The sequence below is a fragment of the Kitasatospora sp. NPDC058478 genome (assembly GCF_042720345.1).
Classification (GTDB): Bacteria; Actinomycetota; Actinomycetes; order Streptomycetales; family Streptomycetaceae; genus Kitasatospora.
This window is the reverse complement of record NZ_JBHXML010000077.1, coordinates 1-26,428: the sequence shown is the minus strand read 5'-3', so window position 1 is coordinate 26,428 and position 26,428 is coordinate 1. Positions and strand designations below refer to the sequence as shown.

Below are 26,428 nucleotides of genomic sequence, written 5' to 3'. Positions count from 1 at the left end.
TGGTTGGAATCGGTGAGAAGGGGGCGGGGCGGGGCAGGGCGGGTGTCAGACCGCGTGGCAGGCGTACTGGTGGTCGGAGCCGTCCGGGGCGCCGACGGTCGCCGGCCGCTCGGTGCGGCAGCGGGTCCGTACGCTCTCGTCGGCCTCCCGGTACAGCGGGCAGCGGTCGACGAACACACAGCCCTCCGGCAGCCGGGTGGCACTGGGCTGCTCGCCCGCGAGGACGATGCGCTCGCGGTGGCGCTCGCGCTCCGGGTCGGGCACCGGGATCGCCGACAGCAGGGCCTGGGTGTACGGGTGCCGGGGCCGGGCGAAGATCTCCTCGGTGGCACCGGACTCGACGATGTGTCCGAGGTACATCACCGCGATGCGGTCGGAGACGTAGCGCACCACGGCCAGGTCGTGGGCCACCAGCAGGTACGCCAGGCCCAGTTCGCGCTTCAGCCGGGCGAGCAGGTTGATGATCTCGGCCTGCACGGAGACGTCCAGCGCGGACAGCGGCTCGTCCAGGGCCAGGATCTTCGGCTCGCGGGCCAGGGCCCGGGCGATGCCGACGCGCTGGCGCTGGCCGCCGGACAGGGCGGCGGGGAAGCGGTCGCCCAGGGCGCGGTCCAGGCCCACCAGGTCCAGGAGACGGGTGACCCGGGACCGGATGGCCGTCCGGTCGGCACCGGCGGCCTGGAGCGGTTCGGCCAGCAGGTCGAAGACGGTCAGGCGGGGGTCCAGGGCGTCCGTCGGGTCCTGGAGGACGATCTGGACGTCGCGCCGCAGCTCGCGCACCTGGGCCGCCGACCGCAGCGTGGCGACGTCGGTGCCGACCACTTCGATGCGGCCGCCCTCGGGGGCGCGCAGCCGCAGCACCTCGCGCAGCGTGGTGGTCTTGCCGCTGCCGGACTCCCCCACCAGGCCCAGGGTCTCGCCCGCGCGCAGTTCGAAGCTGACGTGGTTGACCGCGTGCAGGGTTCCCACCCGGCGCTTGAGGAGGGCCCCCTTGGTGACGGGGAAGGTCTTGACCAGGTCCTCCACGCGCAGGACCACCTCGCCCGCGGTCCGCTCTCCGGCGCGGGCCGGCGGCACGGCAGCGGCGCGCCCGGCCGGGTCGAGGGTTCCGTCGGCGATCTCCCCCGCACGGTGGCAGGCGACGTGTCCGACGGGTCCGATGTGTCCGACGTGTCCGTGCTGCCCGCCCGGTACGGTCAGGGCCGGTGCGGTCAGGGCCGGTGCGGTCAGGGCCGGTGCGGTCAGGGCCGGTATGGTCAGGGCCGGTTCGGTGGTCCGGCACACGTCCAGGGCCACCGCGCAGCGGGGCGCGAAGGGGCAGCCGCCGGGCAGGCCGACCAGGGAGGGCGGCTCGCCGCCGACCGGGATCAGGGGCCGTTCGACGCCGCTGTCCACGGTGGGGACGCTGGCCAGCAGCCGGGCGGTGTAGGGCATCGTGGGACGGCGGAAGAGCTCGTCGACGCTCGCGTGCTCGACGATCCGTCCGGCGTACATGACGGCGACGTCGTCGGCGTGGCCCGCCACCACGCCCAGGTCGTGGGTGATCAGGACGAGGCCGGCGCCGGTCTCGCGCTGGGCCAGGCGCAGCACGTCGAGGATCTGCGCCTGAACGGTGACGTCGAGCGCCGTGGTGGGCTCGTCGGCGACGAGGACCGAGGGCTTGTTGGCGATGGCCAGGGCGATGACGACACGTTGGCGCATGCCGCCGGAGAACTCGTGCGGGAACGACTTGGCGCGTTCGCGCGGGTCGGGGATGCCGACCAGGTCGAGCAGTTCCACCGCCTGCTCCCACGCGTCCTTCTTCGACAGTTCCCGGTGCACGCGCAGGGCCTGGGAGAGCAGCCGGCCGACGCTGAAGATGGGCGTGAGCGCGGACATCGGGTCCTGGAAGACCATGCCGATGTCCTGGCCGCGCACCCGGGAGAGGCCCTTGTCGTCCATCGCCGCCAGGTCGCGGCCGCCCAGCAGGATCCGGCCGCCGAGGCGCGCGGTGGGCGGCAGCAGGCCCATGACGGCGAGGGCGGTGGCGGACTTTCCCGAGCCGGACTCGCCGACGATGCCCAGGGTGCGCCCGGGCAGCAGATCGAAGCCGATGCCGCGCACGGCCTCCACCGGTCCGGCCTCGGAGGGGAAGGAGACGCTCAGGTCGCGTACGGACAGGACGGGTGCGGGCTCGGTGGGCCCGGCCGGGGAGCCGGCCACGGGCCCGGTGCGGCGGTCGGGTGCGAGGGTCATCGTCGGCCTCCTGCCGCGGCGGTGGTGGACGTGGGGTCGAGGGCGTCGCGCAGGCCGTCGCCGACGAAGGTCATCGAGACGGTGAGCAGGACGGTCAGCCCGGCGGGGAAGGCGAAGAGCCAGGGGGCGCTGGTGATGGTGCCCGCACCGTCGGCGAGCATCGTGCCCAGCGACACGTCCGGGGTCTGCACGCCGAAGCCCAGGAAGGACAGCGCGGTCTCGCTGAGCACGGTGGAGACCACGCCCAGGGTGAGGTTGACGATGAGCAGGGAGCCCAGGTTCGGGATGATGTGGCGCACCACGATGCGCAGGGGGCGCACGCCCATGAACTCCGCGGCGCGCACGTAGTCGCGCTCGCGCAGGGACGTCGACACCGACCAGACCACGCGCGCGGTGGACATCCAGCCGAACACCGTCAGCACGAGGATGAGGACCCGCCAGTCGCCCGCCAGCCGGTGCGAGACCAGGGCGAGGATGAGGAAGGAGGGCACGATCAGCAGGAAGTGGACGACGGCGAGGGTGGCCTTCTCCACCCGGCCCCCGAAGTAGGCCGCGCCCGCGCCCACGACCGCGGCGATGGCGACGGTCAGCACGGACACGCTCACCGCGATCACCAGCGAGCGCTGGAGGCCGTGCACGGCGGCGGCGTAGACGTCGTTGCCGCCCTGGTTGGTGCCGAACCAGTGCTCGGCGCCGGGGGCCTGGGTCAGTGCCGAGAAGTCGGCGTCCGCGTAGCCGTACGGGGTGAACAGGTCGCCGAGCGCGCTGAACAGCACGAGCAGCAGGAAGATCACCACGCCGGCGACGGCGATCCGGTTGCGCAGGAAGCGCCGCAGGTAGAGACGGCGCCGGCCCAGGTAGTGCCCGTCGTGCCCGTCTTGCACGTCGCGCACGTCGCGCACGTCGCGCACGTCATGCTCAGCGTGCCCGGTGGGCCCGTCGTGCCCGGTGGGCGGCGGATCGGTGGCTCGCGCGGGTGCGGTGGCGAGTACGTCTTCGGAGGTCGCGTCGGGACTCACAGGGGTGCCCATCTCAGCTCACCCGCACTCTCGGGTCGAGGAGAACGGTGGCGAGGTCCGCGAGGATCGCGCCGATCGCGGTCAGGGCGGCGGCGAAGGCGGCGGTCGCCACGGTGCCGTGCACGTCGTTCTTGCTGATGGTCTGGATGAAGTACTGGCCCATGCCGTTCCAGCCGAAGATCGTCTCGGTGAGGACCGCGCCGGTGAAGACGGCCGGGATGCTGAAGGCCACGGACTGTGCGGTGGGGATCAGGGCGGTGCGCAGGGCGTGCCGGCGGATCGCCTGGGCCCGGGTGAGCCCGGTGGCCCGGGCGGTGCGCACGAAGTCGGAGCCGATGACGTCCAGCAGCAGGGAGCGCTGGGTGAGGTGGTAGCCCACGTACCCCGTCAGGGTGAGCGTCAGCGTCGGCAGGATCAGGTGCAGCAGCCGGTCACCGGCCGTCGCCCAAAATCCTTCCACGCCGGGCGAGTTCTCCCCCGCGACGTACAGGAAATGCCAACCGGCGTGCTCGTTCAACTGGATGGCCAGCAGCACCAGGGCGAGGGCGGCGATGGACACCGGGACGTTGAACAGCGCCATGGAGAGGGCCTGGGCGGCCCGGTCCCTCCAGCCGTACTGGTGCGAGGCGGTGTGGACCGCGAGGGCGACACCGACGACGACCGACAGGACCGTCGCGCCGATCACCAGTTCGGCGCTGACGAGGGAGCGGTAGCCGATCTCCCCGTTCACCTGGACCCCGACCGGGGAGCGGCCCCAGTCGAAGTGCAGGACCACGCTGGTCAGCCAGTCCCACCAGCGGTGGAGCAGCGGCTCGTGCGGGTCGAGGTTGTAGGGGGCCAGGGCCCGGGATATCTGCTCCTCGGTGCGGACCGGGCGCAGTTCCTTGAAGTTCGAGCGCGGGTCGAGGAACCAACTGGCGAGGAAGTACGTGGCGTTGGTGGCCATGGCGATCACCAGGAACCAGCCCGCCGCCCTGCGTGTCACGTACCGGAGCACGGACGGCACCTCCCCACCAGGTGCGGCGGGTGCGCCTGGGGAACGCCGGGTCTGGGGGGGGTACGCATGCCCGTAGAACTTCCTGGGGTGAGAGTCGAGTGCACGATCGTGCAGATGTGAGTCTGTGCACGACTGGTGCGCGACGCCAGTGATCTGGGCATATGGACATGGGAACGAAACACCCCCGCAGCAAAGAGGCGTTGAACCCGCTCCCCCGTTCACATTCGCGGGGGGGTGCCCTCGCGGAGGCGTGTCAGGGGGCGGGCCGGGTACGCAGGGTGCGGTCGGCGAGGGTCGTCAGGACCAGGACGACGCCGACGCCGACCATGATCCAGGCGATGAGGTGCATGCCGGGGTCGGAGACGCGGATGCGGAAGACGATGCCGGTGGTTGCGGAAGCGGCGATCGAGCCGAGGTAGCCGAAGGTGCGCAGCAGGCCGGAGGCGGTGCCGAGTTGTTCGGCGGGGGCGTGGTCGTAGAGGGCGATCTGGTTGCCCGCGCCGGACGTGCCCATGGCGACGCCGAAGACGAGAGTGACCACCACGACCCATCCGATCCAGCCCGAGGCGCTGAGCAGCAGTACGCCGGCGGAGCCGATGAGGCAGGCCAGGGCCGCTGCTACGACCGGTCCGCGCACCCGGTTGCGCCGGGAGACGAGCGAGATCACCAGACCGGACACGAGCGTCATGGGCAACAGGAGCAGTCCGGCTTCGGTCTCGGACAGGCCCCGGACGCTCTGGGCCCACTGGGTGACACCGTAGAGCACGACGTACGCGCAGAACAGGACCAGGCCGTAGCGAAGATAAGTACTGGTCAGGGCCCGGTTGCCGGCGAGCAGGCGCAGGTCGAGGAACGGGGTCCTGGCCCGCAGCTCCCACAGCACCAGGGCGATCCACAGCACGGCGGAGATCGCCAGCAAGTACCAGCGGGTGTCGGGCAGGGCGAACAGGAACAGCAGCAGCGCGATCATCGCGGCGGCGAACCCGGCGATGCCGATGACATCCAGGCCGGCCGCGACGTCACGGGCGTGTCGGCTGCGGTCCGGTGGGCTGTCAGGTGGGCTGTCGGGTCGGCTGTCGGGTGGGACCCAGGCCAATGTCGTGACCAGCGCGACGAGTGCGACCGGAACGTTGATGAAGAACACGGAACGCCAGCCCAGCACGGCCACCAGGACACCGCCCAGGGGCAGCCCGAGGGAGGCGGTCGCGATGCCGGCGATCTGCAGGCCGCCCAGCACTCCGCCCGGCGGCTTGTCCAGACCGGCGTCCTCGGCACGGCGACGGATCAGCAGCATGGCCGTCGGATAGGCGCACGAGGTGCCCAACCCGAGCAGTACTCGACTGATCAGGAGGGTCGGAAGGCTGTGGGCGGCGCCGCCCATGAGTCCTCCGACGATGACGAGTCCGATTCCGGCCAGGAACACCCGTCGTGGGCCGAACACCTCGGCGGCCTTGCCTGCGGTGGGCTGGGCGATCGCGCTGGCCAGGTACAGGGCCGTGACCAGGGCGGCGGTCCGCCCGATCGACACGCCGAGTCCGTGGGCGATCGGTACGAGGGCCGTGGCGATCAGCGAGCTGTTGATCGGGTTGAGCGCCGAACCGACGAACAACGGGGTGACGAATCGCCACGAGAACGGACGCCCGGGCGGTATCCCGTTCACCGGCGGGGCGTTGGTCGTCGGCCCGGGGGCAGGCATCAGCATCTCCAGTACGTGGTGGTCGCAGAAGTGCGCGGCCGTCCTCGACCGCCTCACCTTCAACGGCACCATCATGGCGGGGCGGCCGTCGAGGCCGGTCGGTTTGCCGGGACCGGCGTCGCGGTGGTGCAGCTCGGCGTGGATGGCGGCTGCCGGAGGACCGCGCTACCGGGGTCGGTTCGTCGGGCCCAGGCCTGGCAGCGGTGTGGTCCACCAGCGGGCCTTGTACAGCTCGGTTCCGGTCAGGGCGAGCGTCCCGTCGGGGTGGTGGAAGGTGACGGCGGAGGTGCACCAGGAGCAGGGACCCGCGTGATCGGGCGTGATGGTGAGCAGGCGACCGGTAGCGGGCTCACTGCCCACGCTCTTGATCCCGCGGGCTGAGTCCTCCGCGCCCAGGCCGACGGCTTCGAAGCGGTCGAGGTGTGAGTCGTAGCGCCACAGGCGGTCGCCGGTGCTGAGCCAGAACGTCCCCGGCGCGGAGCGCACAGGTGCGAGGTCGTGTCCCCCGACTTCCGGAAGGGGGATGCTGCGTTCGGGGGTGAGGGACGGGATGTCGGGCGTGCCACCGACCCGAAGGGCCAGCAGGGTGTCGTCCCCGAGCACCCAGAGCAGCTCCGCGCCCTCGTCCCACTGCACGGCGTGGGCCCCGTCGAGTTCCTGCTCGGTATAGGTGGTGCTGCGAGGCCCCTCCGAGGCCGCGTACAGCCGCACCCATCCGGCGGTGCTGGCGACCACGGCGACGTTGCCGTCCGGTAGGAGCTCCGCGCTGTGGGGGTTGACGGAAGTGCCGAGGTCCGTGGCCCAGATCGGCGTGCCGGTCGCCGTGTCGACCAGGGCTGCCAAGCCGCCCGAGGCGGTGACCAGGAGGGATCCTTCACCGTCGAGCACCACGTCCCTGGCCTCGGTGGGCCTGGCCCAGCTGCGGGCCGGCTCCAGGTCGGCCAGCCGATCGTCGCCGTCAGCGGTCCACGACCACACCACCGGCAACCGGTCGGCCTCGGGTCCGGCCTCGGGTCCGGTCTCCCGCGCCGTCTCGCCGTCCAGGACGAGAACCTGCCGGGACGCCTGATCGACCGCGACGATCAACGCACTGCCCCGAACGCCGGCCGGCCCGGACCCCGGATCGGCCGCATCACCCGACGCATCACCCGGCACGGCTGCCTGCCCGGGCGCCTGATCAGCCGCGATGACCACCGCACTGCCGCGAGGCTCTCCGCCGCTGCCGTCCACGGCATGCGGGGCGGGGGTCGAACACGCCGTCAGCATCAGGCCGCCCAGGACGGATCCCAGCCTGAGGCCCGCTCCGGCTCTTGCGCACACGGCCACGTCCCTTTCGCGCCACTATTATCGGACTATCTACTCTGCGCCCCGGCGCCCCGGCCCGGCGCCATCCTCGTCGCAGCGTCCGGGTGAACTCGTCCGCACGGGGCTGTGGGAGGGCTCGCCCCTGCGGGCCGGGCGAAGCAGCCGCACACCCCCCACTCGGCGAACTCCCGTACCCGTGGTCAGCACCCGCATCCGCGCGCCCGCGCTGACACCGCGCGCCCGACGTGCCGCCCACGGCTGGAGCCCGCCACCTGGGGAGGGTGGCGGGCTCCTTCGCGTTCGGCTTCCCCGTGCGCGCTCAGGCCCGGCGCAGCACCCGGCGCAGCCAGAGGGCGCCGGCTCCGGCGGCCGTCAGGGCAAGGCCGCCGAAGGCGAGGCCCGCGGTGTGATCGGTCCCGGTGGAGGCGAGCTGGACGGATGACGGCGCGGCCGGCTGCGCGGCGTCGGTGACGCGGGCCTGCGGGGCGGACGGCGCGGTGGAGGTGGTGGACGGGTCCGCCGGAGCCGGGGCGCTCGGGGAGGGCGCGGAGACCGGCACGGCGGCGCCGGCCGGGGCCGAGGACACCGGGGCCGACGGGGCCGAGGAGGCCGAGGAAGCCGAGGAGGGGGACGGGGCCGAGGAGGGGGACGGGCTCGGCCCGGACGTCTTCGTGGCGGCGGGCAGGACCTGAATCGTCGAACGGGCAGCGCACTTCGTGGTTCCCCAGAACGGCAGGCCCTCGTTGACGAACACGCACGGGCCGAGCGTGGTGGTGCCCGCCGGAGTCTTCGCGTCGTACGACACCCGCACCCGGGCGACGACCTTGCCACCCGATCGGAGGCCGGAGTCACGGCCCTGGAGGTACACGCCGTAGGGGTCGTCGGGCGCGATTCCGGCCACCTTGTCCAGCGTCCGCCAGGCCCCGTCCGCCGTACGCACCTGCACGGTCGCGGACCGGTCCACGAACAGGACGTTGCCGAGGTTGGTGTAGTCGGACGGCGTGGGGTTGTCGAGGGTGGCGTCGAACTCGACCGGCGCGCCGCCCGCGACGGCGGTGGCGGGCACGTGGTCGAGCGAGCTCGTGATCGAGGTGACCTTGATCGTGCTGGTCACCTCGGCCTGCGCCGCCTCGTGGGGGTCGACGACGACGGCGGAATGCAGGGCGATGGACCGGAAGCCGCCGTTGGTGGCGCCGTTGTGGGGCAGGCCCATCGGCGCGCCGATCCGCAGGTCGACCCTGAGGGTCCGCCCGGCCGGGACGGTGAGCCCGGGCACCGTCCCGTCGTACACGACACTTCCGGAGGTGTAGGTCATCCCCAGCGGCACCGACTTCCACGTACCGTCGGCCGGGTTCCTGTAGTCGATGACGATCGCGTCCGGCGGCGTTCCGACGTCGGTGACGGTCTGCAGCTCCAGGTTGTAACCGGTGCTCTCCTGGCCCGAGTTGGTGATGTCCTCGGTGAACTCGACCGGCCCACCGGCGAATCCGACCGAGGCCGGGGCCTGGACGGAGAGCGAGGTGTGCGACGGCTCCCCCGCGAAGGCCACCGGGGCGGCGGCCACGACCGATCCGCAGACTGCGGCTACGCCGAGGGCAGCGGCGACGACGATGGCACGACGGGTACGACGAACATGAACGATGGTGGACACAGTTCTCCCCTGAAACCGTTCTGCGGGCAGGCCGCAGCAGCGCGCTGATGACTGATGGCTGAATGACTGAATGACTGAATGACTGATGGCGAGCGGGCCGCAGCAGGTTTGTGTGCGGCCGGGGGGCGACCACGGCCCCGCTTCTCACTGTCATAGACGTGGAGCCCGGCCAGGGGTTGCAGGCGATCGGAAAGAAATTTCTCCCCGTCTCCGGACACCTGCCGACGACGAACGTCCTCGGCGCAGGAGGAGGCGCCTGGTGCCCACGCGCCCGCAGGTCCGTCACGCCCGGCCCATCAGCCGAGCCCGGTCACAGCCGGGCCGTCAGTCCCAGCGGGCGGATCCCGACAGGCCCCTGACGCATCCTCAAGTTACTATCAGGTATTTTTAAGGGGCCTTTCAGGTGAACATTGCCACTTCTTGAAGGATTACCCGTGCTCCGTCACCCGTCCCGCCGCCTCGGCCGCGCCGCCCGCACCACGCTCACCGCCGCTCTCACCCTCGGCACGGCGCTGGCAGCACTGCCCGCCGCCCCCGCCTCCGCCTCCGCCGACACGCAGATACCCGCCCCGGCGGCGCCCGCGGCCACCGACACCCCGCACCTGGACGCCGTCGAGCAGACGCTGCGTCAGGTCTCACCCGGCCTGGAGGGAACGGTCTGGCAGCGCACCGGCGGCAACAGCCTGGACGCCCCCGCCGGTGACCCGGCCGGCTGGCTGCTGCAGACCCCGAACTGCTGGGGCGACCCGAACTGCACCGACCGGACCGGCAGCGAGAAGCTGCTGGCCAAGATGACGGCGAACATCGCCGGCGCGACCCGCACCGTCGACATCTCCACCCTCGCGCCGTTCCCCAACGGCGCGTTCCAGGACGCGATCGTCGCGGGCCTCAAGGCCTCGGTGGCGGCGGGCAACAAGCTGACCGTACGGGTCCTGGTGGGAGCCGCCCCGCTCTACAACATCACCGCGCTGCCGACCAGTTACCGAGACGACCTGCTGGCCCGGCTCGGCCCGGCCGCCGCCGGCGTCACGCTCAACGTCGCCTCGATGACCACCTCGAAGACCGCCCTGTCCTGGAACCACTCCAAGCTGCTGGTGGTGGACGGCCGCAGCGTGATCACCGGCGGCATCAACAACTGGAAGGACGACTACATCGACACCACCCACCCGGTGTCCGACGTCGACCTCGCGTTGACCGGCCCCGCCGCCGCCTCGGCCGGCTCCTACCTCGACACCCTGTGGGGCTGGACCTGCAAGAACACCGGAGTGCTGTCGAGTGCCTGGTTCGCCTCCAGCAACGGCGCGCCCTGCCTGCCGAACCTGGAGAAGGACGCCAACCCCGGCCCGGTGCCGGCCACCGGCAACCTGCCGGTGATCGCGATCGGCGGCCTGGGCGTCGGCATCCGGAACGTGGACCCGGCCTCCACCTACCAGCCGGACCTGCCGGCCGCCGCCGACGCCAAGTGCGGCCTGGTCGCCCTGCACGACAACACCAACGGCGACCGCGACTACGAGACGGTCAACCCCGAAGAAAGCGCGCTCCGGGCCCTGGTGGCCGGCGCCACCAGCCACATCGAGATCTCCCAGCAGGACCTGAACGGCACCTGCCCGCCGCTGCCGCGCTACGACCTGCGCCTCTACGACCTGCTCGCCACCAAGCTCGCCGCCAACGTGAAGGTGCGCATCGTGGTGAGCGACCCGGCCAACCGCGGCACGGTCGGCAGCGGCGGCTACTCGCAGATCAAATCCCTCGCGGAGATCAGCGACGCGCTCCAGGCCCGGCTGGCGGCCCGGACCGGCGACGCGTCCGGCGCGAAGGCCACCATGTGCCGGAACCTCCAGCTCGCCTCCTTCCGCGCGGCGCCGACCGCGACCTGGGCCGACGGCCACCCGTTCGCACTGCACCACAAGGTCGTCGCGGTCGACGGCTCGGCGTTCTTCGTCGGATCGAAGAACCTCTACCCCGCCTGGCTGCAGGACTTCGGCTACCTGGTGGAGAACCCGGACGCGGCCGCCCAGCTCGACGCGAACCTGCTGGCACCCGAGTGGCGCTACTCGCAGGCCGACGCCACGGTCGACTACACCCGCGGCATCTGCCCGAACTGAGCGCGTCCTCCATCCGCTCGTTCTCCATCCGCCAGGATCTTCCGGGCCCGCCGATGGTCTCGCGGGCCTCGGAGCGCTGGACGGTCCTGCCGACGTCGTAGCGGGGTGCCCGGTGTCCGTTCTCGGCACCGGGCGGCCGTTCTTGCAGGCAGGCGCCTTCCCCCATCGCCTCGGGGCCTCGCTGCTCCAGCTAGGCGATCGGCCGGCCGCCGGGGGTGGGCGGTGGCGACCGCGTCCTCGGCAGCCGTGTCCACGAGGTCCTGCGGTGGGTGGCTGCTGCTCCTCCTGTCGTCCTGGGACGGTACCCGGACTCGCGCGCCGAGGTGCCGTGAGCAGCCGAAGCCTCGGCGGGGCTCGGCCCCGGCCGCCGGTCAGATGGGCAGGTTCCAGGTGGGGCCTTCTTCGGTGCCGATCCACACGCGCTGGCCGTCGCCGTCGACCGTGATGCCGAAGCCCTCCTGGTGGGGGGCGCCGTGTTGCTGCCAGGCCCGGATGGCAGCCTCGGCCTGGTCCCACAGGCGCAGGGGCCCGCGCTGGGTGACGGTCCAGCCGCCGTCGGGGTTCGGCGTGGTGCGGGCGTGGGAGCCGGTGGCGAAGTCCACGAGGATCTGCTGGTCTCCGGCGCCGATGATCTCGGCGGAGGGGGCGGCGAGTTGGGCGACCCACTTGCCGGTCCAGTCACCCAGGATCGCCGGGTCGATCTCGCTGGGCCGTGCGTCGCCGGAGAGCAGGGTGACGGGCTGGCGCGGGGGCCGGTCGTGCGGCCGGGCGACCATGAAGTTGACGTAGCCGGGCAGGAAGCGGCCGCTCGCGCAGCCGGGCCCGGTGACGGTGAGGAGTGCGAGGCCGAAGGCGAAGCTCCACCCGGTGAAGGTGGCGAGGATCCTTCCGCCGGGCCTGACCTGGTGGAGCCACGGGAGGGGGAGGTGGCGGACCGAGCAGGTCGCGATCAGCCGGTCGTACGGTCCGCCGTCGGCGTACCCGGCGAGGCCGTCGCCGATGACGAGGGTGGGAGAGTAGCCCGCGGCTTTGACCGCCTCCGCCGCCCGCGCCCCGATTTCCGGGTCGACTTCGACGCTCACGACGTTCTGTTCCCCGAGGCGGTGGGCGCCGAGGGCGGTGGAGTAGCCGGTGCCGGTGCCGATCTCCAGCACACGGTGGCCGGCCTCGACGTCGAGCTGCTGCCACATCCCCAGCACGAGGGAGGGGAGGGTGGAGGAGGACGAGGGGGCACCGGCCACCGGCCCCTGGACGTCGGAGGGGCTCAGATGGCCGTCGAGCTGGGTGACCAGCGTCTGGTCGCGGTAGACCCCCTCCAGGCGGCCGGGGTTGTCGCACAGGACTGGAGCGTAGGCCGTGGGCGCGCTGGCGGGCACGGGCAGGAAGTACTCGGGGACGAAGGTCTCGCGCGGCACGGCGGCCGCGGCCGCGCGCCAGGCCGGATCGGTGAGGGCGCCGTCGGCGGTGAGCCGGTCGACGAGGGCGGCGCGCAGTTCGGCGGGGGTGCTCACGGGTTGGTGCCTCTCTGGAGTCGGTCGGCCAGGGCCTCGGCGATCAGGTCGGTCATCGGCGGCGGGAACCACGCCCACTGACCGTTCGGGTTGCACTCGAAGAAGTTCCAGCACCCGGCGGTGTCGACGGCGAAGTCGAAGGCGCCGAAGACCAGGCCGAAGGCGCCGAGGTAGCGGGCCACGGCAGCGGCGACATCGTCGGGCACCGCGACCTGGGTGTAGGTCAGGAAGTTCTGCCGGCGGCGCCAGTCGAGGTCGGGGCTGTCGATCCGGACCGCGAACAGCCGTGTCCCGACGGCGGTGAGGCGCACGTCGTACGCCTTGTCCACCTTGGCCTGGAACAGGTGGGGGCAGGCCGCGACCGCCTCGGTGATCTCCTGCGGCCTCACCTCGGACACCCACGCCTGCGCGGCGCGGCCGTCCTCTCCCCGGTACGGGCTGTTCCACAGCGGCTTGTAGACGGCGCCGCCGACCTGGGCCCGGCAGAACGCGCGGGCCTGGTCCGGGTCCGTCGTGATGACCGTGGCCGGGACGGTGAAGCCGCTGGTGAGCGCGGCATGGAGCTGGACGGGCTTGTGTTCGGCCTCGCGGACCCGCCAGGGGTGGTTCACGTAGTGGGCGCCGGGAAGCGCGGCCAGAATGCCGCCGACCCCCCAGTGGGCTTGAGCCCGGCAGAACGCCGCGTCCTGCCCCTCCATCCCGGCCGGGGCCTCGTACGTAGAGGGGCGGCGGTACCAGACGGATCGGACGCGGCCGAGGTCGAGGACCCGGGTGGCGGTGGTCAGGGTGCCGCGCTGTCCGTCCTTTTCGTAGCGGGTGGTCAGCGCGGTGCCCTGCTGGAGATCGGCACCGGGATCCGTGCGGACGACCGGCACGCCCCGCTCGGCCAGGATGCGGAGCACCACGTCCGCCGTGGCGTCGTAGGGGTTGGTCAGGACCAGCACGGTCCGTGGCCGATCTCCGGTCATCAGCCGGTGCCCTGGTCCTGATCGTTGCTGGTGATGCTGTCCATGTCGGTGGGCGCGGCCTGGCCCCCACTGTTCCCGTCGCCGCCGCCCTGACCGGTGCTGGTCGGGCTGCTGGTGTCGGTGCTGGTGCCGTGCGCACCCATCGTGACCTGCCGGCCTTCACCGTCGAAGTAGACGGCGACCTGGGTCTCCGGATCGATCACGGCGATCAGGCCGGGAACGGGCTCGGTGTCGGGGTAGGGCCTCATACGGGTGGTGCCCCACGGCGGTTCGGGCGATCGGGTCATCCCGGTGTACCTCCTTCACGGGCCGCGGCCGTACGGCCGTCAGCACAAGCAGGTTCCCACAGTACGTAGTTGAGAGAATGCTTACCGTAGCGCGCATGCCGTTCGCCAGGGGTTCCGGCCAACTCGCGTGGGCCTGGCCGTGTTGCGCTCAGCGGGCGGGCGCCGGTCGAGGGCTCCCGGCGAGAACCGGTGCGACGACGCATCGCGTCCCGAGCCGACCTGCTGGGCACCCGGGCGGCGGTGACCAGTACCGAGCACCTGTGGCTGCATCACGCCCTGGGCACCGTCGCCCGGGCGCTGACCGCCCGCCTCGACGCTGCCGCCCGCGCGTACGAGGGCTGAGCCGGGGACGGGGGCGCCGGGTAGCTCTCCCGGCTGGTGTGACCAGGCGGTGCGCGATGGAGCCGGGGTGTGGGACGTGACGGAAATGTGTTCGCCAGCGGGGGGTGTCGTTGCTATACGATCACTCGGCCGACCGTCGTGAAGCCGCGGCGGGCCCATCCGTGTTTCAGATCCCGAGGGACCGTTGAAGATCCGTCATTCGCTCGCTGCCGTCCTCCTTGCCGCAGCCGCCGCACCCGTCGCCCTGGGCGCCGCCCCGGCGTTCGCCGACACCGTCCCGGCGGGGCAGGGGCAGACCGACCCGGCCGAGACCAAGGCGGACGAGGAGAACCGGGCAGCGATCGAGAGGATGCTCGTCTACCCGAACGACTACCTGCTCACGGCTCCGAGCGACTACCTGCGCGAGCACGCGGGCCAGGCCCTCGCCGGCACCCCCGCGGACCGGGCGCGCTTCCTCGCGGTGGAGGCGGACAGGATCCGCCGGGACGACGCGCGGATCGCGATCCTGTGGACCATGAACGCCGCCGGCCCGGCCGTCAAGAAGGCCGCCAACACCGCGTTCGGCTCGAACGACCTCGACGTGTTCCGCGCCTACCTGAACGTCGGCCAGTACACGGCCCGGGCCGAGGACGAGAACCGCGCCAAGGTGCAGCAGCTCCTCGACGACCCGAACAGCGGACCGGGTGTACGCGAGGGCGCCCAGCAGGCACTGGCGGGAACCGCCGCGGATGTCGAGCGCTTCCTCAACACGGGGCTGAAGACGGCCGCCGAGCACGACGACCGGGTCCTGCTCAGCCAGATCATGTCCCGCGGCGGCCCGGCGGTGAAGAAGGCCGCCAACGCCGCGATGTCCGGCACCATCGAGGACGTCCGCGCCTTCCTGAAGACCGGCCAGTACGTCGCCCGGGCGGAGGACGAGAACCGCGCCAAGGTGCAGGACGTCCTCGCCGACGCGGGCACCGGCCGCCACGTCCGGGAGGCGGCCGAGAAGGCGCTCGCCGGCAGCGCGGCGGACGTCGAGCACTTTCTGAAGGAGCAGTTGGAGCCGCTGCGGGCGAGCGACGACCGGATCCACGTCTCGCAGCTCATCGCGGCCGGGGGGCCTGAGGTCCGCAAGGCCGGCCTCGCCGCGCTCGACGGCGGCATCGCGGACGTCCGGGCCTTCCTGAAGGAGGGCCAGTTCACCGCCCGGGCCAAGGACCAGGCCGCCGCGAAGACCACTGCCGAGACCGCTACGGAGACCTCGCGGGGCGGCTCCGGCACCACCCAGGCGGTCACCGCCGTGACCCCCGACGCCGCTGTCGCGCCCGCCTCGGCCACCACCGGGACGACGACCACCGGCACGACGACCGCCACCACCACGGACGGCCGGAGCACCGCCGGTGGCTCGCTGGCCGCCACCGGCACGACCGCCCCGCTCGGGCAGCTCGGCGCCGCCGCCGGCGCGGCCGTCGTGCTGGGCGCCGGCGCGGTCGTCGCCTCGCGCCGCCGCTCGCAGGCCTGATCACCCTCCTCCGCCGGCCGGCCTGCACCTCACACCGGCCGGCGGAGCGTTTCCCCCACACCCACGGCCACGCCCACACCCACGCCCCCAGCCGGGCCGACGGCGTTGAGGCGCGGCGTGCCCGTGAGGCGGAGCAGCGGCGGTACGGGGCGCCGTGAAGCCTTTGGCTGCTGGGGAGTCGGCGGCTTGGGCAGGCTCGGGTGCGGGTGGCTCGATGCATGTCGTAGGAGCGGTCGGACGCGGTGCGCGGGATGCGGGTTGGGCGCCCAGTGCGCGTCTCGGGGCGCTCGTGAACGCGACGGTCCCTGCCGGCTGGCCATCGTCCGGCCGGTGTGAGTACGCCGGTCGGCCTGCCTGCATTGCCGACTCCGGTCAGGGGCGGGCTGCGGGGACGGTCGTCTCGGGGCTGCGGCGTTGGGGAAGGGTGATGCCCTGGTCTTGGGCGGTCGGGCCCGGGCGGAGGGTCCATGGCACCTGGTCGGTGCTGGTGAGCCATCCGTTCGCCACGAGACGGTGCACGATGAAGAGGTTCACCTCGCGCAGGTCGGGGCGCGAGCCCAGCCCCTTGCACAGCTGCCTGAACGACGGACCGTGTCCGTGCTCGGCACGGAAGGCCACCGTGAACTGCGCGGCCTGCGGCCCGCGGTCCGGGTGCGCGTCCTTCCACCGCTTGTACGCGGTCTGGCTCCTGCCGTCCAGGGAAGGCTGCTGTGACGGTCGGGGCGGGGGCAGTGTGAAGGCCATCGCGACCCGTTCCGGGCCCAGCGCGCACAGGGCGCAGTACTCGACGCTCTCCGCGTGCCGCCGCAGGGCGGGTGTGGCCGCGTCCTTCCACTGCGTCCACGCGGCGGCGTCGAAGTCGAATCCCGGAGTCACGGTCGTGCCGGTGCGGGTGCCGGCTTCGGGGTCTGCAGCCTTCTCCTGGGCGGTGGGCGGACGCATGCCCGCGAGGTGGCCCACCTGGGGATCCAGGCGGTAGCGCCCGTCGGCGAGTTCGGCGAGGAAGCCCTTGGCCAGAAGGTCCGGCAGAGCGGCCCGGCAGGCTTCGGGAAGGTCGGGCGGGATTTGTCCGAGGAGCGTGGAGGTGCTGTGTGCGGCGGCGAACAGGGCCGCCAGCCGGGCGGCCGGCGGGAGTTTGCGGACCGGCTTGGCCGACAAGGCCCGTGTGGTCCACCCGGATACGCGCGAGCGCACGGCTTTTCCGAACGGCAGGGGGTGGTCGGCCTCGCGGGCCAGATCCGGCACGGTGACCGGCGTCGCAGGTGCGACCGGGTCACTGCTGAAAATCGTGTCGTCCATCAGCCAGCCCAGGCCGCGGAGTGCGTCGACCGCTTCGCGGGGATCACCCAGCCGCAGGGCGGACAGGTCAGTACCGGTGAGATTGCCGGTGCCGCCGCGTGCGGCCCGGATCGCCACCACGACGGCCAGGAGCTGCTGGCCGGGATCCGGCAGTGGCAGGGCGGCCACGTAGCTCAGCAGCGTGCGCGCCGCCGCGCCTTGCTGGGGTGTCAGGAGGAAGGGCAGCGCCTGGGGTTTGCCGGCCGGAACGGCGGTGGCGTTGCTGGAGCTGGGGGTGGATGCAGGCTGTGGCACGCCTCCCCCAACGCGCCGCACCGGCTGAGGTTACTGCCTGGGTCCCGTCCGGAGCAGCCCGCCGCCCGCCGGGCCGCGAGGCGCCGACGTGGTGGGAGACGGCTACGGCTGCGGCTGCGGCTGCGGCCGAACGGAAGGGGTCGGCGGTTCCGTGCGCGGACTGCCGAGCCGAGTGCCGCAATCTTCCCGGGACGCATGGGGGTCCGCTTCGCCGAAGGCCGCCGAGAGCCGTCCAAGCGCTCGGACCCGGTGGAGGTCCCACCATGCGAGCCGCTCTGGTTGTCCATCAACGAGAAACCGGCCAAACGCCAGGTGAGCGGCGGACGATCCGATTGTCTGCGGACAAAGCAGGGGACGCGGGGTGAGTGTCACGCCGGGCGAGCTCGCGGACGGTGACCCCCGACGCCACCTCCCGCACGAACCCGGCCAGGGCATCCGCCTGCTCGGTCTCCCCCTTGAGCCGCCCCTGCGGACGTCCAACACCAGCCACCCCAAGCCCCCTTGTCCTGTCCGGCGGCCAAACCGGGTTGTCCGCCGCCCACCTGGCCTTCGGCCGGGTTCTTGTAGATGGACAATCAAACAGGCTGCACTGTGGAGTCTCCACCGGTTCTTCGGACAACTTGCAGGGTCCCGTGACACGGCCGTCTCCGCGTACGAACACGACCGGCCGGACCACTGGGGAGCCGCTCCGGCCGCACCGGGAATAGCGCGGTGTGGCGGGAGAGATGGGCGTCGGCAGTCGATCGTATTTGTGAAACCGTTTCGGCAAGAGCCAAGGAATCCTCACAAATCGTCCGGAGCGCTACGTGTGGAAAGCACTGCAGACCACAAGATTGACAAGAAAGAGGAAGAAAATGCGCAAGCAGTTCGCGCTGGCCGCGGCCAGTGCCATCCTGATGATCGCGTCTGCGGCCGGCACCGCCTCGGCCCAGGCGGCCGCCGGCGAAAGGAGCGACGCTCCTGCCGTGATCTACCCGATCGCCGTCAGCAGCGAATCCCTGGCGACGGTGTGGGACAACTGCATCCACACCCAGGCATGCCTGTTCTCGGACACCAACGGCGGCGGCCAGATCTGGGTGGTTCCCAGCTCCGGACGCTGGAGGCTTGCCAACTACGGCATGGACTCCAGGACGAGCTCCTTCTGGAACAGGAGCGGCGGCACCCTGAGCCTTTACGAAGGCGACAACTACCTGATGGGCTCCGCCCCCTACGGCCCGCCGGTGAACGTCCCGTGGGGAATCAACGACAAGGCGACCTTCGTCAACCTCTTCTAGCAGCACCGCCGTTCAGCCAGGGCGGCGCCAGGGCTGTCAAGGACTGGTGGTGAGCATGTCGATGCTGATGGCGGCCTTGTAGGCAGCTCGGTCGATGGCGGGTCCGCGAGTCTTGCATCCAGAGATCGCTCGTTCAACGATGCGCTCTTCTGCACGGACCCGCCATTCGGCCAGGAGCCTCCAAGGAGGTCTCCCGACTTCCGATCGATGGATCAACGGCCCGTCAAGCAAAGGAAACCCGCACCACAGACCCCGTAGCAGCCGCAGTCGTCCCACTGGACCTGAAAACTTCCGACGAACCTTCAAAGGAGGAATCGCCGGAATATCGGGACGGCCGAACAAGGCGGACATTTCGCCAGGCATCGCCACTGGGTCTCTGAACAGAAATCACACGAGAAGGAGCATCGAATGATCAAGCGACTGGCGGGAACGGTGGTACCCATCCTCGCAGCAACAGCACTCCTGACCGCCGGCCCGGCCAGCGCCGCCGGGACCGGCTGGTCGAGCTGCGACCGCGGCTTGTGCGACTACGCCTACGTGGAAGGCGCGATCGGAACGATCACGGACGACAGCGACGACGGAATCGGGGCTGCCCTGGACCTCTATCTCTCCACCGGCGAACACAGCGGCATCTTCATGATCGCTATGGGACCCAAGGCGAAAACCTTCAAGTACCCCATCAAGCAGGCCCGGATCTGCAACTGGAACGGCAGCCTCTCGTCGTGCGGTGCCTGGAAGTACTTCCCATAAGCTCACCAGCCACGAGCAGCCGGTCCAGTCGGCGGCGAGAGCGTGGTCAGCCTCGGGGCCGAACCGGCGCCAGATCACCGTGCCGGCCCCCAGGCGCGCATCAGCAGCAGCGGACGGGGCAGCACCGGGCGGGCGGGACGGCCACGGATCCCGCACAGGGTCCGCCCCCTGTCCCCGGCGTGCCCGACACCGGGCACACCCTCGACCCCGACCGCGGGGAACTCCGCCAGCACGCGCACGGTGCGGCGGGACCACAGCGGGCCCGCCCCGGCGGCGGGTTGACGCCGCCGGGGGGGTGGGGAAGCGGGGGTGGGGAAGCGGGGCGTTCGTGCGGCCGTCCGTCTGCGGGGCGGGTGAGGTGGTTCGCGCTGCCCGGGACCGCTGACCCGGCCGTCGGCCTTCGACTCGCGCAGCACCATGGTGGCGACGCCCTGGCGCCAGTCCGGGAACGTCACCGGAGCGCTACATGGTCCAGCGGATGGTCAACGGCTTGCCGTAGCCCGCGAGGCCTCGAAGGAGGAGCTCACCCAGGACGATTCCGCTGTCGGTGACGAAGAACGGCATGGAGTACGGGAAGTCCTGCGACCACGCGGGAAGCGCGATGACGGACCCGTCGGGATTCCAGCGCTGCGCGTAGAGCTGGGCGCGGGCCGGCCACGGGTCGCTGGTGTACCCGACGATGACGCCCTGGTCGTTGATACCGGTGGCGACGCTCGTGAGCGTGGTCGGCGCGAGCGGCACAGGCGTGCCGTCGACGGCCCAGCGCGCTGCCTGTCCTCCCAGGCTGCCCACCACCGTGCCCGCGTTGTTCACGGCCTTCGCCTGGCTGCCCGCACCCAGGTCGGAGACGGCGCCGGCGGCGTTCCAGACGAGGGCGTGGTCCGCGCCCGGCTCACCGCCCGGCCGGCCGGCCCCGATCACGACGCCGGAGTCGGTGATGCGGGCCGCGCTGCTGGTCACGTAGCCCGCCGGCACGTCGAGCGCGGTGACGGTCCCATCGGGGCTCCACGCCACCGCCCGCCGGGAGGCGATACCGCCGGCCGGGTACGAGTAGCCGACTGCCGTACCCGAGCTGTTGACGGCGACGGCCTCGCTCTCGGTGTCACCCGGCAGCGGCGGCAGGACGACGGGTGCACCGCTCGGCGGCCACGCGACGGCGTGCTTCGCGCCCTCCGCGCCCTCCGCGCCCGCCGCGCCCCAGGAGGACCCCACCGCGGTGCCGTTGTCGCCGATCGCGGCAGGGGACGCCGTCGTGTCGCCGGGCAGCGGAAGCAGTTCGGTCGGTGTGGACGGGGAAGTCCATCGCACCGCGTGCTGCCGGCCCCCGACCTGCGCGCCGGAAGTCCCCACCACGGTACGGGCGTTGTTGATCCCGACCGGACTGCCACCGGCGTCCCCCGGCAGCAGCGCGAGTTGTTCGGTCGACCAGTCCGCCTTCCAGAGCAGCATGTACGTCCTGATGTTCTCGTTACGGGTGAGGTCCCCCACGATGACGAAGGAGACGCTGTCCCCGTTGCCGTTGGCGGCCTTGAGCTCACTGGAGTAGGTGCCGGGCTCGATGGGCGGCGACCCGACCGAGATGCCCCCGGGGTAGGGGTCGGCGGCCGCCGCCGGTGCCGAACCCACGGCCAGGGCCGCGGCCGTGGCGGCGGCGACGACCGCCGCGACTGTGCGAGAGGTGCGCTTGCTCATGGGTGTGCAGCTCCTGTCTCTCGTTGACGTCACGGAGGCACCGCCGAGCCGATGGCACGCCGCTTCCCCGCCCCCGTGCCGCGCACCAGTCTCCGCCAGCCCGGCCGGGAAGCGCAGCCCGATCGGTGATTTACCCCCGACCGGTTCGTCGCCGGATCAACGCGAACTCGCCGACAGAACACGGATGTTGCGGCACCGGAGGGCGACTTGCGGCCGGATCCTGGGGGACGAAGGACAGGTGTCCCGCTATGGTCGGCTGGACACTCAGGATCCGGGGTGCCGGTCATCGACGGAAGCGGGGCTGGAATCGGCATGGTCAGGTCTGTGGTGCGGTTGATCACCGGGGCACCGGGGGCGGGCAAGTCGACACTTCTGGGCCGGCTGCGGGAACGGCCCGTCACGGTGGTCGACTTCGACGAACTGCCCGACGACGACGGCCGGTTGCTCGGTATCGACATCACCTCCCCGGACGCGTCCGGCATCTGGCCCGACTACAACCGCCTGTGGGTGCGGATCGCGGGCATGCTCGCGCGAGGAGGCGGGCCCGTCCTGGTGTCCTGCCCCCTCACCCCGGCCGAGTGGGAGGCCGCCGCGGCCGATGTGCCGGACGCCCCGGAGGTCGTCTGGGCCCGGCTGGACTGCGCGGACCACGACCGCCGCGTCCGTTTGGCCGCCCGCGGCTGGAGCGCGGAGCAGGTCGAGGAAGCCCTCCAGGACGCCGACGAACTGCGCGAACTCGTCCCCACGGCCTTCACCAGCTCCGACCGTACCCCGGTGGAGGTCGCCGAGGACGTCCTGCGGTGGATCACCGGCTCCCCCGACGCCTGACCCGGCGACGATCGGAACCGACTCCCCTCCCCCGGACGGGTCGACCACGGCGACCGCTGCCGGCGGCCACACGACCGGCGCCGGTGACCCCCGGCAGCCGGCCGTCGGGTGTTGGGTGTCGGGTGTTGGGTTGACGAGATCGTTCGTACTCGGGACCATGTGTCGCCGCGTGCGTGCGCGGGTGTGTGCAGACCGGATTCGTGGGGTGTGGGGTCATGAAGTTCGTGGTGTCCGAGCGGTGCGTGGGAAAGGTCGGGCTGGCCGTCGGCGCGGTACTGGTGTTGGCGGCCTGCGCGGCAGGCGGGGGCGATGGCGCGACGGCCGGTTGGCCGGGGGCCGGCAAGCCGGCGCACGGCCCGGCCCCCACCGAGGCGGTCGACTCCGTCAACGCCGTCAGCTCCGTCGGCTCCGTCAACGCGGTCAACGCCGTCAGGGCCGCGTTCGGCAAGGCTGCCGGGACCGAGGAGCTCACCGGGCTCGGCGCTGCGTCCGGCCCGGTAGCCGGGGTCCAGCAGGCCGGTGCGCCCGCGACCGCCCTCTCGATCACGGAGGGCGAGGTCGGCGAGGTGGGTCCGCACGGGACGATCACCTACCCGTCGGTGACCAGCTGCCTGGTCGTCACCGTCTACCTGCGGGACGGCGGCAAGGTCGGCGGCCATGTCAGCCTGTTCCAGGTCCCGGGGAAGTACTACTCGGACGAGGTCCTGCCGGCCATCAGGCGTGCCGTCGGTGGCCGACGGGTGGCGGCCGTCGACGTCAGCGGGGCCGTCGGGGCCTGGAACCCCTCGTACCTTCAGAAGGCCATCGAGCGGTACACCGACGGATCGGTCCCCGAGCCGACGGGCGACGCGAAGGGGATCGGTGACGTGGTGGCCAAGATCCTGGGCCGACAGGGCAAGGAGGTCACCGTCCGGGACGTACCGGACGGCGACATCACCAGGTGAGCAGCACGTCGACGGCCCGGCTCCGCTCAGAGCGCCAGTTCGACGAGGCCCGCGAGCAAGCCGACGACGATGCCCAGGACCGCCACGGCCGCAAGCCCGATGAAGAGGCCGACCACCAGGGTCATGACCTCCGGGGCCTCACCACGCCGGACTCCGACGAGCAGCCAGCCGGCCGGCACGGCGCCCAGTACGAGGACCGCGCCCGCGCCGGCGCCGTACTTCACGGCGGGCGACGACGACGGCTCGTAGGCCACGCCCCGCACCAGCCGCACCGGGAGCCGGGTGCCGGCCCGGTGCTTGCCGGTCGTGCCGTTCACCACGATCGGGCGGGCCTCGCCCGCGGAGGCGCCGGCCGGCGTGAACCGCCCCTGGCAGTTGGTGCCGTCGCTGTTGCCCTCGCTGTCGGACACCTCGTAACAGCGGTCCACCAGCACCACGCCGTCCGGCGGGCCCAGCCCCATGGCCGCGCCCATCCGCTCCGCGCTCAGCCACCAGGCCAGCCACACCGCCCCGGTCAGGAGCGCGACCGCCAGCATCCCCGCCACCGCACGCACCGCCACACCCCACACGCCGCCTCCCCGCGCACGCACCACGACCGCTACCCCCCGTTGTTGCTGCTGCGCTCGCCGCCCCCGCCACGAAGCCGCGCCCGCCGCGCAGAGCCTGCCCGACCGACCGTCGGGACCGATACGGCCAACTGAGGATGACAGCAAGGAAGTTGGCGTGCAATGCCCCACCCGGGCCCGGCAGCACCCGATGCCGGTGAGCGGCGTGGCGGCGGACGGACGCGCCAGTGCGCACGTGGAGGCGGTGCCGGCGTGGCGGAGGCCGCAGTCCGGTCCGCTCTTCTCCTCAGCTCGGCGCGGGCGCCGCACCGTCGAGGACGAGGTCGATGACCTGGAACCTCACCACCAAACTCGTCTCGGTCCTGCGCGGCCACGCCGACCCGCGGCTGCTGGACGACTACGAAACCGAGCGCCGCGCAGTGGGCCGGATCACCGTGGACCAGGCACTCCTGCGCGCCCGCGACCGCGCCCGGGCCCCGCCCACGCCTCCCCGGACCCCCTCACAGCCCTCGGCGCCGCCACGCGACAGGCGTTGGGTGGCTTTGTTCACGAGAACCGACAGCACCTGTACACGAGTTCGGGCAGCACTCGAAGCTCTGCAGAAATCGAACAGTTCTGACTTCAGGCAGCACGGGCCCCTGCCGAGAGTTCGGCAGGGGCCCACGGTGCAGAGATCTGTTGGCGGCCGGGGCCTGCCGTCGACCAGTGGCAGGCCGGCCGACATCGGCTACCGTCTGCCGCCGGTCCGACGGCCCGGCCTCACCTCAGGTGTCGGGTGAAGAACTGGGCCGCGGCGTCCCCGGCGAACTGCGGGACGCCGGTGTGCCCGCCCATGTTGGCGTGCAGGGACTTCTCCTTCGAGCCGAAGGCGTCGAACAGGTCCAGGGCCGCCTGCCGGTCGTTCCCTTCGTCGTCCCACTGCAGCAGGACATGCAGCGGAATGGTGACCTGCCGGGCCTCCTCGAACATGGAGCGGGGCACGAAACTTCCGGCGAACAGAACGGCGGCCGAGATGCGCGGCTCGACCACCGCCAGCCGGACGCCGATGGAGATCACTCCCCCCGAGTACGCGACCGGGCCGCCGATGTCGGGCAGCGTGAGGAGGGCGTCCAGGGCGGCCCGCCATTCCGGGACCGCCTTGTCGACCAGCGGGAGGACGAGGGCGTCGACGATCTCGTCGCCGACCGGCTCGCCGGCCTCCATCGCCCGGCGCAGGTCAGCGCGGGCCTGCTCCACGGCGGGCCAACGAGGCCGGTCGCCGCTTCCGGGGAGCTCGATGGTGGCCGTGGCGAAGCCATCCGCCGCGGCGTGCCGGGCCCGGGCCACCAGTCGGGGGTACATCCTGCGCAGTCCGAGGGGAGGGTGGCCGAGCAGGATCAGCGGCGCCGGTGCGGATGCGGATCCGGGCGTCCACAGGATGCCGGGGATCTCGCCGAGGGTGAACTCGCGCTCGAGGACACCGTCGTCGAAACGCTGTTCAGAAGTGAAGTGCATGGTCGTGCCTTTCGGGAGGGCTCAGATACGGCGCTCCCGGACGACCTATCGCCCGACCGTGACCCCGGAGGAGAGCACCCATGTGAATACTGCGTTCACGGGTACCACCTCCTCGTTCTCTCGCACGGCCTCCGAAAACATAGCAGCGGTCACCTCGTCCGCCAAACGGGTTTTTGCGGAGGGCTCTACCGGTCGCGCCGAACGCCGGGCGTCGTCGGACGGCTGAGCTCCACGGCGGCCTGGACGGTGTTCGCCTGGTGCTCTGCCTGGCGGGCGACGGGCAGCCAGCGCGGCTGGAAGCGCTGCTGGTACTGGGCGCACCAGTCCTGGAGGAGGTGGTCGAGTCGGGCGGTGGCCGGTGTGGTGGGTGCCTCGGCCGCCTCGGCGGCGCGGCGGAGCAGCGCGGCCGCGCGGACCGGGATCCGGTGGGCCCACAGTTCGATGCCGGCGAGTCTCGCCTCCGTCATGGGCGTCGGGTGGAGGAGGCGCTGTCCGGCGGCCTGCGGGTCCCATTCGTGGGCCAGTTGCCGCGATGCCGTCAGCGGCGTGCGCGCGGCCCGGAGCAGGGCGGTGTCGTCCAGGTGGGGCAGAACTTCGTCCATCAGGTCGGTGACCAGGCGCCCGCGCTCCCGGACCTGGCCGGCGCAGGCGGTCAGGCGCGCGTAGGGGTCGTCGGCCGGGCGGGCGTCCCCGAGATGGGCGCTGGCCCAGACCGGCGTCTCGACGATGACCGTCTCGCCGCCGTAGCGCTGGGGGGCGAACCAGGTGGTGGCGCGGACGCCTCCTGTCTCCTGCTGCTGGTCGGGGTGAGGTTGGGGTTGGTCGGCGTGAGGTTGGTCGGGGTGAGGCTGGCCGGCGTGAGGTGGCGCCAGCATTCCGGTGCTGCTTTCCTGCTGGTCGATGTGGTGCGGCGCCATCATGAAGACGCCCGGGCCCGCTTCGCGCAGCCAGAAGGCGTCGTAGGGGCCGGTCTCGACCGGGATCCCGAGTCCGGCGGCGGATTTTGCGAACGGCTCGGCGAGGCCGGCCAGATCGCAGGTCGACTGGAGGAAGGTCCCGCCGACGTCGGCGCTGTGGAGGGAGAACTGGAGGGACGGCCGGAGGTCGTCGATCAGGTCGAGGAGGATCCGGCTCTCGGGCAGTCTCCCGCCGATCGCCGGCGCCCACTCGGGCTGTTCCTCGGCGGCGGGGCGGAAGTAGTGCTCGAAGTACTCGGGCAGGCTTCGGGTGCCGGCGCCGACCTCTGCGAGGCGTGCCCCGTCGGGGTCGAGGCAGAGCAGAAAGTTCCAGGTCACCGCCTCGTGCAGAGACGGCTGCGCGAGGACCCGGTGGGCCAGTTCCACGATGCCGGCGCGGCCGGAGAACTCGTCGGCGTGCGCACCCGTCACGATCAGCACGCTGTCGGTGGCGGTGGCGCGGCCGATCGTCAGGAGCACCAGCGGCTGGCCGGCGCGGGAGGTTCCGGCGGTGCGCACGCGGCAGAGTTCCGGGTGCCTGGCGGCCAACAGGTGTGCTGTGTCGGCGAGTTCTTCCAGCGTGGGGTGCCGGTCGTGAAGCAGGATCGCCCTGCCGGCGCTGGTCGACGTATCGGTCAACATCGGTGCCCTCCCTTGTCTGCCCGCCAGTCTCGCGCCAACGGCGGCGGCCTGCACCTCATGGTGCAGGCC

23 protein-coding genes are annotated in these 26,428 nt (G+C 72.0%); 8 read left to right on the top strand and 15 right to left on the bottom strand.

Features of this window, described 5'->3' with window-relative positions; translation table 11 throughout:
• Nucleotides 1–45: 45 nt before the first annotated feature.
• The 6 genes from ACFWPT_RS33525 to ACFWPT_RS33500 all read right to left on the bottom strand — a co-directional run bounded on the left by ACFWPT_RS33525 (nucleotide 46) and on the right by ACFWPT_RS33500 (nucleotide 8,903).
• Nucleotides 46–2,235 (bottom strand): dipeptide ABC transporter ATP-binding protein, encoded by a 2,190-nt coding sequence (locus tag ACFWPT_RS33525; RefSeq protein WP_380486409.1) that lies wholly within the window; start codon nucleotides 2,233–2,235, stop codon nucleotides 46–48.
• Nucleotides 2,232–3,266, bottom strand: a complete 1,035-nt coding sequence (locus ACFWPT_RS33520; protein WP_380486407.1) for an ABC transporter permease — start codon at nucleotides 3,264–3,266, stop codon at nucleotides 2,232–2,234. Before ACFWPT_RS33520 ends, ACFWPT_RS33525 begins: the two co-directional genes overlap by 4 nt.
• Nucleotide 3,267: 1 nt before the next feature.
• Nucleotides 3,268–4,251, bottom strand: a complete 984-nt coding sequence (locus tag ACFWPT_RS33515; RefSeq protein ID WP_380486405.1) for an ABC transporter permease — start codon at nucleotides 4,249–4,251, stop codon at nucleotides 3,268–3,270.
• A gap of 253 nt (nucleotides 4,252–4,504) precedes the next feature.
• Complete coding sequence (locus tag ACFWPT_RS33510; protein ID WP_380486403.1) at nucleotides 4,505–6,004, bottom strand: MFS transporter; 1,500 nt, start codon at nucleotides 6,002–6,004, stop codon at nucleotides 4,505–4,507.
• Between the two features lie 108 nt (nucleotides 6,005–6,112).
• The gene (locus ACFWPT_RS33505; protein ID WP_380486401.1) at nucleotides 6,113–7,033 is read right to left on the bottom strand and encodes a DUF6528 family protein; all 921 of its coding nucleotides are present in this window, start codon (nucleotides 7,031–7,033) and stop codon (nucleotides 6,113–6,115) included.
• A gap of 538 nt (nucleotides 7,034–7,571) precedes the next feature.
• On the bottom strand, nucleotides 7,572–8,903 hold the full coding sequence (locus tag ACFWPT_RS33500; RefSeq protein ID WP_380486399.1) for a hypothetical protein: 1,332 nt from the start codon (nucleotides 8,901–8,903) through the stop codon (nucleotides 7,572–7,574).
• Nucleotides 8,904–9,337: 434 nt separating this feature from the next.
• On the opposite strand from ACFWPT_RS33500, the gene ACFWPT_RS33495 reads away from it, so the two are divergent.
• Entirely contained in the window at nucleotides 9,338–11,008 is a 1,671-nt protein-coding gene (locus ACFWPT_RS33495; RefSeq protein WP_380486397.1) for a phospholipase, read from the top strand.
• Between the two features lie 371 nt (nucleotides 11,009–11,379).
• On the opposite strand, the gene tgmC is transcribed toward ACFWPT_RS33495, so the two are convergent.
• The 3 genes from tgmC to tgmA are packed head-to-tail and all read right to left on the bottom strand — an operon-like array spanning nucleotide 11,380 to nucleotide 13,774.
• Complete coding sequence (tgmC, locus tag ACFWPT_RS33490) at nucleotides 11,380–12,519, bottom strand: ATP-grasp peptide maturase system methyltransferase (protein WP_380486395.1); 1,140 nt, start codon at nucleotides 12,517–12,519, stop codon at nucleotides 11,380–11,382.
• The gene (tgmB, locus tag ACFWPT_RS33485) at nucleotides 12,516–13,487 is read right to left on the bottom strand and encodes an ATP-grasp ribosomal peptide maturase (RefSeq protein WP_380486392.1); all 972 of its coding nucleotides are present in this window, start codon (nucleotides 13,485–13,487) and stop codon (nucleotides 12,516–12,518) included. The genes tgmC and tgmB overlap by 4 nt, the downstream gene beginning before the upstream one ends.
• On the bottom strand, nucleotides 13,487–13,774 hold the full coding sequence (tgmA, locus tag ACFWPT_RS33480) for a putative ATP-grasp-modified RiPP (RefSeq protein WP_363373772.1): 288 nt from the start codon (nucleotides 13,772–13,774) through the stop codon (nucleotides 13,487–13,489). The genes tgmB and tgmA overlap by 1 nt, the downstream gene beginning before the upstream one ends.
• Nucleotides 13,775–13,963: 189 nt before the next feature.
• Between tgmA and ACFWPT_RS33475 the strand changes: the two genes are divergently transcribed.
• Nucleotides 13,964–14,116, top strand: a complete 153-nt coding sequence (locus tag ACFWPT_RS33475; RefSeq protein ID WP_380486390.1) for a hypothetical protein — start codon at nucleotides 13,964–13,966, stop codon at nucleotides 14,114–14,116.
• Between the two features lie 184 nt (nucleotides 14,117–14,300).
• Nucleotides 14,301–15,620: an ALF repeat-containing protein gene (locus ACFWPT_RS33470; RefSeq protein WP_380486388.1), complete on the top strand. Its 1,320-nt coding sequence runs from the start codon at nucleotides 14,301–14,303 to the stop codon at nucleotides 15,618–15,620.
• Between the two features lie 372 nt (nucleotides 15,621–15,992).
• On the opposite strand, the gene ACFWPT_RS33465 is transcribed toward ACFWPT_RS33470, so the two are convergent.
• On the bottom strand, nucleotides 15,993–17,213 hold the full coding sequence (locus ACFWPT_RS33465; protein WP_380486386.1) for a hypothetical protein: 1,221 nt from the start codon (nucleotides 17,211–17,213) through the stop codon (nucleotides 15,993–15,995).
• Between the two features lie 854 nt (nucleotides 17,214–18,067).
• Here ACFWPT_RS33465 and ACFWPT_RS33460 point away from each other — a divergent pair.
• Both ACFWPT_RS33460 and ACFWPT_RS33455 read left to right on the top strand, forming a co-directional pair.
• Nucleotides 18,068–18,487 carry a peptidase inhibitor family I36 protein gene (locus tag ACFWPT_RS33460; protein ID WP_380486385.1) on the top strand — a complete coding sequence of 140 codons (420 nt, stop codon included), beginning with the start codon at nucleotides 18,068–18,070 and terminating at the stop codon, nucleotides 18,485–18,487.
• Between the two features lie 408 nt (nucleotides 18,488–18,895).
• Nucleotides 18,896–19,237 (top strand): hypothetical protein, encoded by a 342-nt coding sequence (locus ACFWPT_RS33455; RefSeq protein WP_380486384.1) that lies wholly within the window; start codon nucleotides 18,896–18,898, stop codon nucleotides 19,235–19,237.
• A 74-nt stretch (nucleotides 19,238–19,311) separates the two neighbouring features.
• On the opposite strand, the gene ACFWPT_RS33450 is transcribed toward ACFWPT_RS33455, so the two are convergent.
• On the bottom strand, nucleotides 19,312–19,692 hold the full coding sequence (locus ACFWPT_RS33450) for a hypothetical protein (protein ID WP_380486382.1): 381 nt from the start codon (nucleotides 19,690–19,692) through the stop codon (nucleotides 19,312–19,314).
• Nucleotides 19,693–19,699: 7 nt separating this feature from the next.
• A complete protein-coding gene (locus ACFWPT_RS33445) occupies nucleotides 19,700–20,929 on the bottom strand; it encodes a hypothetical protein (protein WP_380486380.1) in 1,230 nt (409 codons plus the stop codon).
• 312 nt (nucleotides 20,930–21,241) lie between these two features.
• Between ACFWPT_RS33445 and ACFWPT_RS33440 the strand changes: the two genes are divergently transcribed.
• Nucleotides 21,242–21,757 (top strand): AAA family ATPase, encoded by a 516-nt coding sequence (locus ACFWPT_RS33440; protein ID WP_380377945.1) that lies wholly within the window; start codon nucleotides 21,242–21,244, stop codon nucleotides 21,755–21,757.
• A gap of 215 nt (nucleotides 21,758–21,972) precedes the next feature.
• The gene (locus tag ACFWPT_RS33435; protein ID WP_380486378.1) at nucleotides 21,973–22,701 is read left to right on the top strand and encodes a hypothetical protein; all 729 of its coding nucleotides are present in this window, start codon (nucleotides 21,973–21,975) and stop codon (nucleotides 22,699–22,701) included.
• A gap of 26 nt (nucleotides 22,702–22,727) precedes the next feature.
• Here the strand turns inward: ACFWPT_RS33435 and ACFWPT_RS33430 are convergent, their stop codons facing one another.
• Entirely contained in the window at nucleotides 22,728–23,255 is a 528-nt protein-coding gene (locus ACFWPT_RS33430; protein ID WP_380377941.1) for a hypothetical protein, read from the bottom strand.
• Between the two features lie 338 nt (nucleotides 23,256–23,593).
• Here ACFWPT_RS33430 and ACFWPT_RS33425 point away from each other — a divergent pair, with 338 nt between their 5' ends.
• Nucleotides 23,594–24,046: an FAD-dependent monooxygenase gene (locus ACFWPT_RS33425; protein ID WP_380486376.1), complete on the top strand. Its 453-nt coding sequence runs from the start codon at nucleotides 23,594–23,596 to the stop codon at nucleotides 24,044–24,046.
• On the opposite strand, the gene ACFWPT_RS33420 is transcribed toward ACFWPT_RS33425, so the two are convergent.
• Nucleotides 24,027–24,761, bottom strand: a complete 735-nt coding sequence (locus ACFWPT_RS33420; protein WP_380377937.1) for a dienelactone hydrolase family protein — start codon at nucleotides 24,759–24,761, stop codon at nucleotides 24,027–24,029. The two genes, ACFWPT_RS33425 and ACFWPT_RS33420, sit on opposite strands and share 20 nt — an antisense overlap.
• Before the next feature lie 185 nt (nucleotides 24,762–24,946).
• On the bottom strand, nucleotides 24,947–26,359 hold the full coding sequence (locus tag ACFWPT_RS33415; protein WP_380486374.1) for a M14 family zinc carboxypeptidase: 1,413 nt from the start codon (nucleotides 26,357–26,359) through the stop codon (nucleotides 24,947–24,949).
• Nucleotides 26,360–26,428 lie beyond the last annotated feature (69 nt).